General features: G+C 68.7%; 11 protein-coding genes. 8 read left to right on the top strand and 3 right to left on the bottom strand.

The window, feature by feature from the left end:
* The first annotated feature begins 120 nt into the window (after positions 1–120).
* From ndk to proB, 6 genes are all read left to right on the top strand, one after another.
* Positions 121–537 (top strand): nucleoside-diphosphate kinase, encoded by a 417-nt coding sequence (ndk, locus tag K7711_RS17730; RefSeq protein ID WP_222970533.1) that lies wholly within the window; start codon positions 121–123, stop codon positions 535–537.
* Between the two features lie 588 nt (positions 538–1,125).
* A complete protein-coding gene (locus K7711_RS17735; protein WP_222970534.1) occupies positions 1,126–4,674 on the top strand; it encodes a translation initiation factor IF-2 N-terminal domain-containing protein in 3,549 nt (1,182 codons plus the stop codon).
* 342 nt (positions 4,675–5,016) lie between these two features.
* The gene (gene rplU / locus K7711_RS17740) at positions 5,017–5,328 is read left to right on the top strand and encodes a 50S ribosomal protein L21 (protein WP_040820290.1); all 312 of its coding nucleotides are present in this window, start codon (positions 5,017–5,019) and stop codon (positions 5,326–5,328) included.
* An 82-nt stretch (positions 5,329–5,410) separates the two neighbouring features.
* Positions 5,411–5,677 carry a 50S ribosomal protein L27 gene (gene rpmA, locus K7711_RS17745; protein WP_067665147.1) on the top strand — a complete coding sequence of 89 codons (267 nt, stop codon included), beginning with the start codon at positions 5,411–5,413 and terminating at the stop codon, positions 5,675–5,677.
* Between the two features lie 629 nt (positions 5,678–6,306).
* Positions 6,307–7,767: a GTPase ObgE gene (obgE, locus tag K7711_RS17750; RefSeq protein WP_222970535.1), complete on the top strand. Its 1,461-nt coding sequence runs from the start codon at positions 6,307–6,309 to the stop codon at positions 7,765–7,767.
* A gap of 203 nt (positions 7,768–7,970) precedes the next feature.
* A complete protein-coding gene (proB, locus tag K7711_RS17755) occupies positions 7,971–9,071 on the top strand; it encodes a glutamate 5-kinase (protein WP_040820388.1) in 1,101 nt (366 codons plus the stop codon).
* Positions 9,072–9,487: 416 nt separating this feature from the next.
* Here proB and K7711_RS17760 read toward each other — a convergent pair whose 3' ends face one another.
* The 3 genes from K7711_RS17760 to K7711_RS17770 form a co-directional block, all read right to left on the bottom strand.
* The gene (locus K7711_RS17760) at positions 9,488–10,498 is read right to left on the bottom strand and encodes a hypothetical protein (RefSeq protein WP_222970536.1); all 1,011 of its coding nucleotides are present in this window, start codon (positions 10,496–10,498) and stop codon (positions 9,488–9,490) included.
* 52 nt (positions 10,499–10,550) lie between these two features.
* Positions 10,551–10,925 (bottom strand): hypothetical protein, encoded by a 375-nt coding sequence (locus K7711_RS17765; RefSeq protein WP_040820295.1) that lies wholly within the window; start codon positions 10,923–10,925, stop codon positions 10,551–10,553.
* Positions 10,926–11,009: 84 nt separating this feature from the next.
* On the bottom strand, positions 11,010–11,714 hold the full coding sequence (locus K7711_RS17770; RefSeq protein WP_222970537.1) for an ESX secretion-associated protein EspG: 705 nt from the start codon (positions 11,712–11,714) through the stop codon (positions 11,010–11,012).
* A 365-nt stretch (positions 11,715–12,079) separates the two neighbouring features.
* On the opposite strand from K7711_RS17770, the gene K7711_RS17775 reads away from it, so the two are divergent.
* On the top strand, positions 12,080–12,574 hold the full coding sequence (locus K7711_RS17775; RefSeq protein WP_222970538.1) for a DUF4254 domain-containing protein: 495 nt from the start codon (positions 12,080–12,082) through the stop codon (positions 12,572–12,574).
* Between the two features lie 146 nt (positions 12,575–12,720).
* Positions 12,721–13,227 (top strand): pyridoxamine 5'-phosphate oxidase family protein, encoded by a 507-nt coding sequence (locus K7711_RS17780; RefSeq protein ID WP_218008755.1) that lies wholly within the window; start codon positions 12,721–12,723, stop codon positions 13,225–13,227.
* Positions 13,228–13,233: the final 6 nt, after the last annotated feature.

Below are 13,233 nucleotides of genomic sequence, written 5' to 3' on the forward strand. Positions count from 1 at the left end.
CGCGGCCGGCTCGCCGTTCAGCCCTCGAAGCGCATGGGCGAAGCCCGAGTCTCGAGGGCTGAACGGCGAGCCTTCGGGGCCGCGAACACGCCGGAGCGAAGCGGAGGCAATAATGACACCGTGACTGAGCAGACGTTGATACTCATCAAGCCGGATGGCGTTGCCCGTGGCCTGGTCGGTGAGATCATCACCCGCATCGAGCGCAAGGGTCTGAAGATTGCCGCGCTGGAGTTCAAGCAGGTATCGCAGGAGCTTGCTGCGGCGCACTACGCCGAGCATGCCGAGCGGCCGTTCTACGGTTCGCTGATCGAGTTCATCACCTCGGGTCCGGTCGTGGCCGCCGTCCTCGAGGGGCCGCGCGCCATCCCCGCATTCCGGCAGATCGCCGGTGGCACCGATCCGGTCGAGAAGGCCGTGCCCGGCAGCATCCGTGGCGACTACGCCCTGGAGACCCAGTACAACCTCGTCCACGGTTCGGATGCGCCCGAATCGGCCAAGCGTGAGATCGCGCTCTGGTTCCCGGAGTTCGCCCAGTAGTCGCCGGATCTTTCCGCCGGATCGGGTCGAGTCCCGGTCTGCCCCGAGTCCCGAATCCACTTCGTTTCCCGCACGAACCCCGTCCGAGGAGCGGCGTTGCCGCCTCGGCGGGTTCTCGTGCGCCCAGGGCCGGGGCCGATGCGGTGTGGGGCCGTGCCCGGAGGGCGCCGCTCCCGGGGGTCGTGAACACGCCGGAGCGAAGCGCAGGCAATTAGACACGGAAGCCATTTCATCTGGAGCGTGTGGGATACTGGCTGTGGAAGTGCTCGAGATCGGCCGACGAGGCCGGTGCGGGTACGACCGAATGGCACCGCGGCTCGACGCCGATCATCGCTGCCCCGGACGGTTACCAAGACTCGGCTGTCCGGCCGCACGCTGGATGAGCGCTCGGACTCGGTGTCGGAGCCAACAGCCAGGCGCCGCGTGACCGGTTACCCGAACGACGACCGACAAGGTGACAACGGGTCACGCGGGGCGGAGACCACTTGGCCTTGCGTCCACGGGGCGTGAGGCGAACGGACAGCGCCCCCGCGTTGGCCGCGTCACTCTCGGTCGAGTGGGACGCGCCCGGGGGTCCGAGGAGATTTCGTGGCCGATCAAGAGCCGCAGGAAACGTCGCACGATACGAATGGACACGCGCCGCAGCAGGCGCCAGGGGTAGGGGAGGCGGCGCAGTTGCCGGAACGTATCCGGGTACACGCGCTGGCGAAGCTGCTGGGAACTACCAGCAAACGCATTCTGGCCCATCTGACCGAGTTGGGGGCCGAGGCCCGCAGCGCGCAGTCGAGCCTGGATCGCACGGTCGCCGAGTCGGTGCGTGAAGCCTTCGTCCCCGCCGAGCAGGCGCCGGAGCAAACCCCCGCGCCTGCCGAACCACAAGCACAACAGGCTGCCGAGCCACAGCAGGAAGCCGCGCCCGCGCCGGTGGCGACTGTCACTCCGGACGCCCCGAGTGCCGAACCGGCGGCCGTCGAGCCGGTGGCAGCGGCCACCGCTGTGACGAATGTCGCGGAGACGGCGCCGGGTGGATCCGAGCCGTCGGTGCATACACCCGAGCCGGTGACAAGCACCGCCGAGACGGTGACGCCTACGCCCGAGACAGTGGTGAGTGCGCCCGCCTCGACGACCGAGACCCCCGTCGCCGAGGTGACCACCTCGCAGCCGGCATCCGTCGCCGAGACGCCACAGCCCGAACCCGCTGCCCCGGCCGCGCCGCCGCAGCGGCAATCGCTGTTCACCAGCCCCTTCCAGGCGCACCAGCCGCAGACCCCGGAACCGGTGGCCTTCGAGCCGCCCGCGATGGTCGCCGCACCGCTGTTCCTGCCGCCCGATGCCGCGGCCGCGGAGGAGGCCCGGCGGCAGCGTCGCGCCGCTCGTCAGGCCAAGGCCGCCGAGGAGCAGGCCGCGGCCGAGGAGGCTGCCGCCCAGCAGGAGGCGGCCCGGACCGAGCCCGCCGCCGACCGCGCGACCGCCGAGGACACCGGCACCACCGAAACCATCGAGGCCGAGACCGAGACCGAGTCGGGCGACTGGGAGGACGACCAGTCCCGGGAGGACTCCGAGGACGGCGGCCGTTCGCGCCGTCGGCGTCGGGGTCGTCGTGGCCGTGGCCGGGGCCGCGGCGAGCAGTCCGCGGACAACGATGCCGACGAGTCGGAGGACTCCGAGGAGAACGAGGATTCCACCGAGGAGTCCGGTAGCGCCGAATCCGAGTCCGCCGAGAGCGGCGCCGAGGACGGCGACGCGGTGCCCGAGGGTTCGACCCGCCGTCGCCGTCGCCGTCGTCGCCGCAAGGCCGGTGAGGATGCCGAGAACGAGGTGTCGGAGGACGATCCGCCGAACACCGTCGTGCACGAGCGCGAACCGCGCAACAAGCGCCGGGTCGCCGCCGCGTCCGTGGACGAGGTGCAGGGCATCAGCGGTTCGACGCGGCTCGAGGCCAAGCGTCAGCGTCGTCGGGACGGTCGTGAGGCCGGACGTCGCCGTCCGCCGATCCTGACCGAATCGGAGTTCCTGGCCCGCCGCGAGTCGGTGGATCGGGTGATGGTGGTGCGCGAGAAGGCTTTCGTCGATCACCCGAACGCGGTCACCCAGGTCGCGGTGCTCGAGGACAACATCCTCGTCGAGCACTTCGTGACCAGCACGGGGTCGGCGTCCATGGTCGGCAACGTGTATCTGGGCAAGGTGCAGAACGTGCTGCCCAGCATGGAAGCGGCGTTCGTCGACATCGGCCGAGGCCGCAACGGTGTGCTCTACGCCGGTGAGGTCAACTGGGAGGCCGCCGGGCTCGGCGGTAGAGAGCGCAAGATCGAACAGGCGCTCAAACCCGGCGACACCGTGTTGGTGCAGGTCAGCAAGGATCCGGTCGGTCACAAGGGCGCTCGACTGACCACGCAGATCAGCCTGGCCGGACGTTTCCTGGTGTACGTGCCGGGCGGGACGTCGACCGGGATCAGCCGCAAACTGCCCGATACCGAGCGCAAGCGCCTGAAGGAGATCCTGCGCGATATCGTCCCGCAGGACGCCGGTGTGATCATCCGGACCGCGTCCGAGGGCGTGGCCGAGGCCGAACTGGCTCGCGACGTCGAGCGGCTGCAGGCGACCTGGAAGACCATCGAGGAGCAGTCCAAGGGCGGTTCGGGTGCGCCCAAGACGCTCTACGAGGAGCCGGACCTGCTGGTCAAGGTCATCCGTGACCTGTTCAACGAGGACTTCTCCAAGCTCGTCATCGAGGGCGAGCGCTCCTGGAAGACCGTCGAGAACTACATCCGCACCGTCGCACCGGATCTGCTGGTGCGCGTGGAGCGCTACGACAACGACAACGTCGACGTGTTCGGCAGCTTCCGTATCGACGAGCAGCTGTCCAAGGCCCTGGATCGCAAGGTGTGGCTGCCCTCGGGCGGCACGCTGGTCATCGACCGCACCGAGGCGATGACCGTCATCGACGTCAACACCGGCAAGTTCACCGGCGCGGGCGGCAGCAACCTCGAGGAGACGGTCACCCGCAACAACCTCGAGGCGGCCGAGGAGATCGTGCGGCAGATGCGCCTGCGGGACATCGGCGGCATGATCGTCGTCGACTTCATCGACATGGTGCTCGAATCCAACCGTGACCTGGTGCTGCGTCGGCTGACCGAGGCGCTGGGCCGCGACCGGACCCGCCACCAGGTGTCCGAGGTGACCTCGCTGGGCCTGGTCCAGATGACCCGCAAGAAGCTGGGCACCGGGTTGGTCGAGGCGTTCTCCACCACCTGTGAGCACTGCCACGGTCGCGGCATCGTCGTGCACGACTATCCGGTCGAGTCCGCACCCGCGGACGAGGGCGTCGGTCGTCGCGAGGGCCGTCGTCGTCGCAAGGACAAGGACAAGTCCGGTACGCCCGCGCCCGCCGCGGCTGCGGCCCCCGTCGACGCGCACGCCGAGGAGGATGCCGCTGTCAAGCGCGCACATCCGGTGGCGCTGGCGATGGCCGCGCACCACGGCGAGGATGGCGAGGCACGGGTCGACGTGGTGACGGTGGATTCGTCCGCCGAGCCGGAGAAGGCCGCGGTCGCGCCGGAGGAGACCACCGAGCGGCCGTCGCGTCGACGTCGTTCGCGGTCCGGTCGTGAGGCTGCGCGGGAGCGTGCGAACGAGTCGGCGCATGCCGAGGAATCGGGTCGTCCGGACGAGTCGGCGCAGGCCGAGTCCGCTGCGGCGGTCGGCTCGGCGCACGAGGATCGGGTGGCTGTGGCTGGTTCGGTTCATGCCGATGAGACGGCGGCCTACACCGAGCCCGAGGCCGTGTCGGCGGGCGCGAATGCCGCCGAGGACGCGAGCCGGTCGGCGCGGACCTCCGAATCCACTGTGGCCACAACTTCCGACGAGGAGGCCGCTGACCACGGCGACGTCGCCGCCGAGGCGGCAGCCGACAGCTCTCTGTCGGATTCCGCCCGCAAGGGGCGTCGCCGGGTGGCTCGCTCCTCGGCCGCGCTCAGCACCGACAGCGCTGCGGCGGTATTCGTACTGTCCAGCTCCGAGCAGTCGGACGGTCCGGCGACCTCGGTGACGGATTTCACGCCGGTCGTGGTGCCGCGCAGCCGTCCCCGCCGCCGTAGCTCCGGACGCGCTGCAGGAGCTCCGGAACAGGGCGACTGAGCCGAGGTGACCGACTGAGCGGTCGGTAACAGGCAAGCTGATCAGGGACGCGGGGTCCGGGCGCACGAACGCCCGGACCCCGCGTCCTGCCTTGTCCGAGTGGACGACCGACGTAGCCCTGGTTTGGTTGCTGGGGTGCGCGTCCTGTAACCTTGGTCAGTCGCTGCTCGGCGTCAGCACTGCCTTGTGCGCTGGCCCGTGGCCCGGTTCCGACGAGAGCCACAGGCGCTGAGGCGGCGGTGAATACCAGACCAGTCGTACGACGGTTTTCCGGCATCAGCCGGACAAGCTGCCGTGTGAGCAGAGTGCCGAGCACTAGTAGAGAAAGAGGGCAGCCGACCGATGGCAACGTACGCGATCGTCAAGACCGGCGGAAAGCAGTACAAGGTCGCGGTCGGTGACCTGGTGAAGGTCGAGAAGATCGAGGGCGAGACGGGTAGCGCAGTGTCGCTTTCCCCGGTGCTCGTCGTCGATGGCGCTGAGCTGACCACCGATGCGGACAAGCTGGCCAAGGTCTCGGTTTCCGCCGAGATCGTGGACCAGACCAAGGGTCCGAAGATCCGCATCCACAAGTTCAAGAACAAGACCGGCTACCACAAGCGTCAGGGCCACCGTCAGAAGCTGACGGTCCTGAAGGTCACCGGCATCAAATAAGCGGCCTGCGGGGACTCCACCCCGCACACGTCCGTCAGGATTCCCGGGACCAACCATCCCGGGCTACGAGGAGTAACCAGCAATGGCACATAAGAAGGGTGCGTCCAGCTCCCGTAACGGTCGTGATTCCAACGCCCAGCGGCTGGGCGTGAAGCGCTTCGGCGGCCAGGCCGTTCAGGCCGGTGAGATCCTGGTGCGTCAGCGCGGAACCCACTTCCACCCCGGCGTGAACGTCGGCCGTGGCGGTGACGACACGCTGTTCGCCCTCGAGGCGGGCGCGGTCCAGTTCGGCACCAAGCGTGGCCGCAAGACCGTGAACATCGTGGTTCCGGAGCCGGTGCAGGCCTGAGCCGCACCGGAGCCTTCCACACATTCTTCGAAGCGGGTCAGGGTGAGTAACCCTGACCCGCTTCGTGCGTCCGGGGCAGCCGTCGGCCGAACATCACGCCAGACCGGGGGTGAACACACCTGACCGCAGTCACGATGGAGTTGCTGCCCACCGAAACCGCATCGTAGTTGTCGCTGCCTCGGGCTCACCGACCTCGAGTGACACCGACGACGAGGTTGCGGCTCCGATGGAGCCCAGCGACTCACGGTTTCGGCGCATCCATTCCTGGCAACGCAACCGCAGGTCACCCGGCTCCGCCCACTTCGAATGATTCCGGACTCACCGGAACGGAGGAGCGAAGCGGGGAAGAATGGGCCTCTGGGAAACGCGGCCCCCCGCCGGAGCAAAGCGGAGGCCGAAGACGCAGTAGGGAAGAATCACCTCCAGAGTGTCGCTACACGCTGGAGTGCCAAGTTCCACCCGCCTCGAACAACGCCGACTCGAAAGGCCGCGGCCCGGGTCGATTCTGGACTGACCGGAGCGCCAGGAGCGAAGCGGGGGAGCGGAGGGAGGGAAGAATCGGCCCCCAGGGGGCCGCGGCCTCGCCGGAGCGAAGCGGAGGCCGAAGACACAGGAGGATGATCAACAGCATGTCGAAGTTCATCGACCGCGTCGTGCTGCATGTCCGCGCGGGTAAGGGCGGGCACGGGTGTGCTTCGGTGCACCGGGAGAAGTACAAGCCGCTGGGCGGCCCCGACGGTGGGAACGGGGGGCACGGCGGGAATGTGATCCTCGAGGTCGACCCGAATGTGCACACTCTGCTGGACTTCCACTTCCATCCGCACGCCAAGGGTGGTAATGGCAAACCCGGCGAGGGTGGTAACCGTGACGGCAAACAGGGGGCGGATCTGCTGTTGCAGGTTCCGGACGGGACGGTGGTGATCGGTTCCGACGGCGAGGTGCTCGCCGACTTGGTCGGCGTCGGCACCACCTATGTCGCCGCCCGTGGTGGTCGCGGCGGACTCGGCAATGCGGCGCTGGCGTCCAAGGCGCGCAAGGCGCCCGGATTCGCGCTGTTGGGCGAGGACGGTGAGGAACGCGATGTCGTTCTGGAGCTGAAGTCGGTCGCCGATGTGGGCCTGGTCGGTTTCCCGTCGGCCGGTAAATCCTCGCTGGTCTCGGTGCTCTCGGCGGCGAAGCCGAAGGTGGCGGACTATCCGTTCACGACGCTGGTGCCCAATCTCGGTGTGGTGTCCAGTGGTGACACCACGTTCACCGTCGCCGATGTGCCCGGCCTGATTCCGGGGGCGAGCGAGGGGCGCGGCCTGGGGCTGGAATTCCTGCGCCATCTCGAACGCTGTGCGGTCCTCGCTCATGTGGTGGACTGCGCGACGCTCGAGCCCGGCCGCGATCCGGTGTCCGATGTGGACGCGCTCGAGGCGGAGTTGGCCGCCTACAAGCCCGCGTTGAAGGCCGATGCCGAACTCGGGGATCTGGCCGACCGCCCGCGCGTGGTGATCCTCAACAAGGCCGATATCCCCGACGCCGCCGAACTGGCCGAGATGGTGAACGCCGAATTCTCCGAGCGCGGCTGGCCGGTGTACACGATCTCGACGGTGAGTCGGGAAGGGTTGCGGCCGTTGACTTTCGCGCTCGCGGAGATGGTGCTCGAGTATCGTGCGGCGCATCCGAAGGCGGCCCCGCCGCGGCAGGTGATTCGTCCGGTCGCCGCGGGCGAGAGCGGTTTCAGTGTCGAGCGCGATGGTGAGATCGAGGGTGGTTTCATCGTGCGCGGTGAACGTCCCGAGCGCTGGGTGCATCAGACGCAGTTCGACAACGACGAGGCCGTCGGCTATCTGGCGGACCGGCTGGCTCGTCTCGGGGTCGAGGAGAAGCTCGAGAAGCTCGGCGCCGTACCGGGTGCGCCTGTCACGATCGGCGATGTCACCTTCGAGTGGGAGCCGCAGGTTTCCGCGGGTGTCGACATGGTGATGACCGGTCGCGGCACCGATCCGCGCCTGGACCAGTCCGACCGCATCTCCGCATCCGAGCGTAAGCACGCGTCCCGGGTCCGTCGTGGTCTGGTCTCCGAGGACGAGATCACCGAATGATCGCTGTCCGCCGAACCGCTTCCGCCACTCCGTTTTCCGTACGGAGTGGTGGGCGGTCGGTGGCCCGGCCGCCACTGCTCGTGCGGCGTGGTGTGCCGGGGAGCGGTGTTCGGACACAGCAGTCCGAAAAATGTTGTGGTGTTGATCGGTTCAGGTGAGGTTTGATGAGTTCCGGTATGACGCAGGCGGATTCGGATCATGCGCTGAGTGAGACGCGGCAGGTGATCGCGTCGGCGCGCAGTGTGGTGGTGAAGATCGGATCCTCGGCGCTGACCAGTCTCGAGGGCGGGCTCGACACCGGGCGGCTGGATCGGCTGGCTGATGCGGTGGAGGCGCGGATGCGTGCCGGATCCGATGTGGTCGTGGTGTCCTCGGGGGCCATCGGCGCGGGTATCGCGCCACTCGGATTGACCTCGCGGCCGAAGGATCTCGCGACCAAACAGGCCGCGGCGAGCGTCGGCCAGCTGGCCTTGGCACATGCCTGGGGCACCTCGTTCCAACGTTACGGCCGCACGGTCGGGCAGGTGTTGCTGACCGCCGGTGATTTCTCCCGGCGCGAGCACCATCGCAATGCACAGCGCACCCTGGACCGGCTGCGGTCGCTGCACGCGATCGCGGTGGTCAACGAGAACGACACCATCGCCACCGACGAGATCCGCTTCGGTGACAACGATCGACTGGCCGCCCTGGTCGCGCATCTGGTCGGCGCCGATGCGCTGGTGCTGCTCTCGGATGTGGACGGCCTCTACGACGGCGATCCGCGCAGGGGTGGTGCGACGTTCATCCCGGAGGTGCGCAGCAGCGCCGATCTGGACGGCGTGATCGCCGGAAGTGGTGGTGCGCTGGGCACGGGCGGAATGGCCTCGAAACTGTCCGCGGCGCGCCTGGCCGCCGACGCCGGGGTCCCGGTGCTGCTGGCCGCTGCCTCCGACGCCGCTGCCGCGCTGACCTCGGCGACGGTCGGCACCGCGTTCGCCGCCCGTCCGATTCGCCTGTCCGCCAGGAAGTTCTGGGTTCGGCACGCCGCGGACAGCCGCGGTTCGGTGCTGCTGGACGCCGGTGCCGTGCGCGCGGTCGCCAAGTGCCGCCGCTCTCTGCTGGCTGCGGGAATCACCGGCGTTCGCGGCCGCTTCTCCGGCGGCGACGTGATCGATCTCATCGCTCCGGACGGCGCCCTCGTCGCGCGCGGCGTCGTCGAATACGACAGCTCCGAACTGGAGACCATGGTCGGCCGCTCCACCAGCGAACTCCCGGATGGCATGCAGCGCCCCGTCATCCACGCCGACGACCTGGTCAAGGTCTGACCCTCGTCAGTCGGTCCGGCATCGGTCTCACACTGATACCGCTGCCGACTGGACAATGAATCACCCACCGCGACAAGTCTTTCCTTCTGTGCGGCGACTCGAAGCTCGCAGAACACCGTTGGATCGGCCCACCCACTGTTTGCCGGAGTGCGCATTGCGGCAATCGGTGAGCCTGTAAGTCGATGAGCCGTGGGCCGAATGCGACGATTCGGCCGCCGCGATGCGAGTCGGGGCCCGAGGCCGGGCCGGTGGTATCTCGCGCGGGAGGGGCCCGTCGGCCGCACTGCGCCGCCGTCGGCGAGTCTCAGTTGCCGAGACCGAGTCGAGTGGAGTTGGGTGCGAGGGGAATTCGGCGGATCGTGGCCGAGCGTTCGGTAGTTGAGGGCCCGGCTGTGGTCGGCTGCGAATCCGGTGGGTCAGTGGTCCGGAGAGATGCCGGGTTGGTCCGGAGTGGTCGGGGTGGTGTTGTGCGGGATGGGGCCGGTGATGCCGGGTTGGCCGCCCGGGTCGCTGAGTTTCGGGTCTGCCGGGGGCGCAGGAGCCTGCGAGGCCGGGGGTGCCGGTGCCGGGGAGGCCGGGGGTGCCGGTGCGGGGGAAGCTGGAGGTGCGGGGGCGGCCGAGGGGCTCGGTGATGGGGGCGCCGGGGTCGGAGCTGACGAGGGGGGTTGGGTGGACTCGGGGGGAGTCGGCGAGGGCGTGGATTCGGTCGGAGGCGTGGGAGTTGCCGGGGGAGTGGGGGTTTGCGGCGCTTCGGGGTGCTGTGGCGTCGCGGGGTGTTGCTGTTGGGGCGGGAGTGATTGTGGTGCAGTGTGATTCGTGCCGGAAGCTTTCGGCGAGGTGTCTCCGGGCAGTGCGGGCGGTTCGGGCAGTGCCGGAATTCCGGTTCCCGCACCCGAATACGCCGGTTTGTAGATCATGTTCATCGCCAGCACGGCCTCCTGACGCAGTGTCTCCTGCGCCAGTTGGGCATCGATGACGTTCGCCGCTTCGAGTGCGCGGGCGACCGCGCCGATCGGTCCGGATGCGCCGGGTGGGACGACGGCCAGTTTCACCGCCTCGGCCGCGGCGGCGACCGCACCCAATCGCGCGCCGACCTCGGCCATGACCTCGGCCAGATCGTCCAGCGATTCGGCGAAGCTGCGCGTGCTGGCATAGGCGGCGTCGGCCGCGGCGCCCTCCCAACCGGCCGAATTCATCACCCCGTCCGTCGTGGACCGGGTGATCGGCATCGCCGTGCCGATCGTGGCGGCGCCGTTCAGCCACACCAGTGACGCCCGTGCGATCTCCCCGGCATCGATCTGCTGGGTGCCCGCGTAGATCCGCTCGTGCGGTACGGACTCGAAATGTTCCATCGCGCTGATGTATTCGGGATCGGCGGGCCGCGACTGGGGGCCGAACCGCGCGGAACCCAGGACGCGCTCACTCATGACACGCCCCCTGTCCGCACCCGAACCGACCAGCGACCACGCTCGAACTCGCTCACCACGGCTGCCTCGACGACAGCGTGCGCAGAGCGGCCGCGTGCGCGATATCGGCCTCCTCGTACAGTCCGGCGCTGATCAGGAAGGCTTCCTTCATCCGATAGGAGGCGGAGATGTACCGATCCAGCTGTGCTGCCGCGTCGCGCGCCTTGCGGGAGAACCCGGCCTGCAACTGCTCCGCGGAGAAGAATCCACCGAAACCGTGCAGCTGCGACACCGACTCCAACTGCTGCTGCAGGGCGATGAGCCCCTCGGCCTGCTCCTCGTACTGTTCCGCGCACCGCCGCGCCGCGTCCGGATCGAAACGGACCGTGCCGCTGCGCGCCGCCTGCATGAACCGGGCGATTTCGGCCTGACTGGTATCGATAGTCAATGCGCACCCCTCGAGGATCGGTCGGTCGTGCCAAGCGTAACCGCAGGGTACGACCGCGGTGAGGCGATGACGGCTTCGACGGCATCATCGTGGAATACGTTTCTGCAGGTGGGCGCCGATCTGCTGGGTCGAGGCAGGGGTCAGGTGCACCTGTTCGCCGGCGCGGATCAGATAGCGGCCGTCACCGGCGACATCGATCCAGGTGTAGTAGACCGGCGGAGGCGGGGTCGGACGGTCCAGCCGCGGTTCGATCCGGATCTGCCCCTCGGCGCTGTGCGGTTTGAGCAGGAGCCGGCGGATGCGCGCGGCCAGCCGGTCACCGGCGATCACGGTCTCCTCGTCGCGCACCGCGGCCGCGGTCGCCGAGCGGGCCGGTTCGTGCCCGGCGGGAGCTTCGGGCAGCAGTGCGGCGATGCGCGCGCCCAGTTTGCCGCTGTGGCCGATCGAAATATGCACCTGCCCACCGAAATCCGGCGATGAGCCGGTGTCCTGCACGGCCAGCACGGCGTGGTCGTAGACCGCGGCTCCCAGCGCCCGGATCTGCGAACCCGGATCGTGTGCGCCGCCGATGGCCACGACCCGGGTATGCGGCTGGGCGAGGATGCGCAGGCATGCGGACAGATCCGGATCCGACCCCAGCGGCATGCGTTCGGCCAGCGTGCGACGCCGTGCGGCCGCCTCCTGCTCGGTGCGCGGGGTCTCCAGAATCCGGATCGGGAAGGGGTACCGGTCCAGGTCGGTCTCTCGCCAGATGTGTGCGAACTCATCCGGAGTGAAAGACCAACTCACGCCCAGACTCACCCTTCACCGTTCCATCCCCCGAACCCGAACAAGCGTAACGGGGCACCGCGGGGGCGGCCAGACGACGTCGCCGATTCCGCGATTCGACAGTCACCGGAAGGCCATGGAAAGGGCAGTGGGAGGGCCGCCGGAAAAGTGCATGCTGGAAGTGCACCCGGCGCCGCAAGGAGATGTCCCCTTCGCAGATTGCGGCGCAACCGGATCCGGTGTGGTCCGCCCTTACCACACCGGGCTCGCGGTCCGGTTCCCGCGTTTGTGGCGCCGGGTGTGTACGTAGTGAAGGTGGGCGAGGTACTGCCTGCGGGGCACGCAGGCCGCCGGACCGGCTCGCCGCGGTCTTGGAGGTACACGTCATGTACGTACCGCAACCCGACGATCCGGCACAGTGGCAGGGCGGCGATTCCGCTGCCCGCCTGCCGGATTGGCACGAATTGCTCGCTGCTTTCTGCGGGCACATCGGCGAGGAACCCGACGCCCATCCGGTCACGAGCTGGGCCCGCGCACTCGCCGAACTCCACCTGACCCGACGGGAATCGCCCCTGCGCACCGCCGGGATCGATTGTCGCCGTGCCGAAATCGTCGCCCACATCGACGACTGGATCGCCGTGGTCACGCACACCCGGCGTCCGGCTCCGCAATCGCTCGGCGCGGTCGTGGACGCGATGGCCGCGGCTCAGGTGCGCGCGGTCGCACTGCTGCGCGGCGGTGAGGACATCGGCGACGAACGCATCCATACCGCGTGGTCCCTGCTGGCCGCCCTGGCGGACGAGTGGGCCGAGCTGGTTCGCCGGACGACGCCGGTCCCGCCCCCGGAACAGATCCTGCCGCCGCGCGCTGCCGGACAGTGAGGCAGTGGCAGGGCCGAGGAAAGGCAGTGCTGTTCGCCCACCGTTTCCGTGCGCGTGGCCTGGGATGGGTTTGATCGTTGCCGATTGCGGGAATCTTGTGGTGACCCGGAACAACAGGTTCATGATCAGCGGGGCAGATAGCGCAAATGGACAACCGAGCCGAGGAATACCCCGGGCAGTCGGGTGGATCCGGCATGCCCCCGGGCGGTGGGCACGGTGCGGGAATGATCGCCGATATGGATGCCCTGGCACCGCAGGCATCGCGCGATCTGACCTCCGCCGAGTCGCTGCGACGACTGGGGCTGGTGCGATACGGGCGGATCGTGTTCGCGCGCTACGCATTACCCATCATTCGCCCGGTCAATCACATCGTCGACGGTGACACGATCGTGGTGCACGCCAATCGCGCCGCGGCGCTGTCGGCCGAGCGGCAGATGGTCGCGTACGAGGCGGATGTCATCGACGAGAACACCCGCCGCGGGTGGTGCGTGATCGTGACCGGTTCCGCCGAACCGGTGCAGGATCCGGACGAGATCGAGCGTTGCCGCGGGCTGCTGCAGCCGTGGCTGCCGGGGCCGCGGGAACATCTCGTGCGCATCCTGCCCGATATGGTCACCGGACTCGAATTCGTCGATCCCGAGGACGCCGAGTAGTAACCG

Origin of the sequence: Nocardia coffeae (assembly GCF_019890715.1) — a bacterium.
GTDB classification, from domain to species: Bacteria; Actinomycetota; Actinomycetes; order Mycobacteriales; family Mycobacteriaceae; genus Nocardia; species Nocardia jiangxiensis.

What these genes read in the sequence shown, in the direction of transcription:
- rplU (WP_040820290.1), top strand. Translation starts at nt 5,017, where the DNA reads ATGGCAACGTACGCGATCGTCAAGACCGGCGGAAAGCAGTACAAGGTC.
- rpmA (WP_067665147.1), top strand. Translation starts at nt 5,411, where the DNA reads ATGGCACATAAGAAGGGTGCGTCCAGCTCCCGTAACGGTCGTGATTCC.
- obgE (WP_222970535.1), top strand. Translation starts at nt 6,307, where the DNA reads ATGTCGAAGTTCATCGACCGCGTCGTGCTGCATGTCCGCGCGGGTAAG.
- K7711_RS17760 (WP_222970536.1), bottom strand. Translation starts at nt 10,498, where the DNA reads ATGAGTGAGCGCGTCCTGGGTTCCGCGCGGTTCGGCCCCCAGTCGCGG.
- K7711_RS17775 (WP_222970538.1), top strand. Translation starts at nt 12,080, where the DNA reads ATGTACGTACCGCAACCCGACGATCCGGCACAGTGGCAGGGCGGCGAT.
- K7711_RS17780 (WP_218008755.1), top strand. Translation starts at nt 12,721, where the DNA reads ATGGACAACCGAGCCGAGGAATACCCCGGGCAGTCGGGTGGATCCGGC.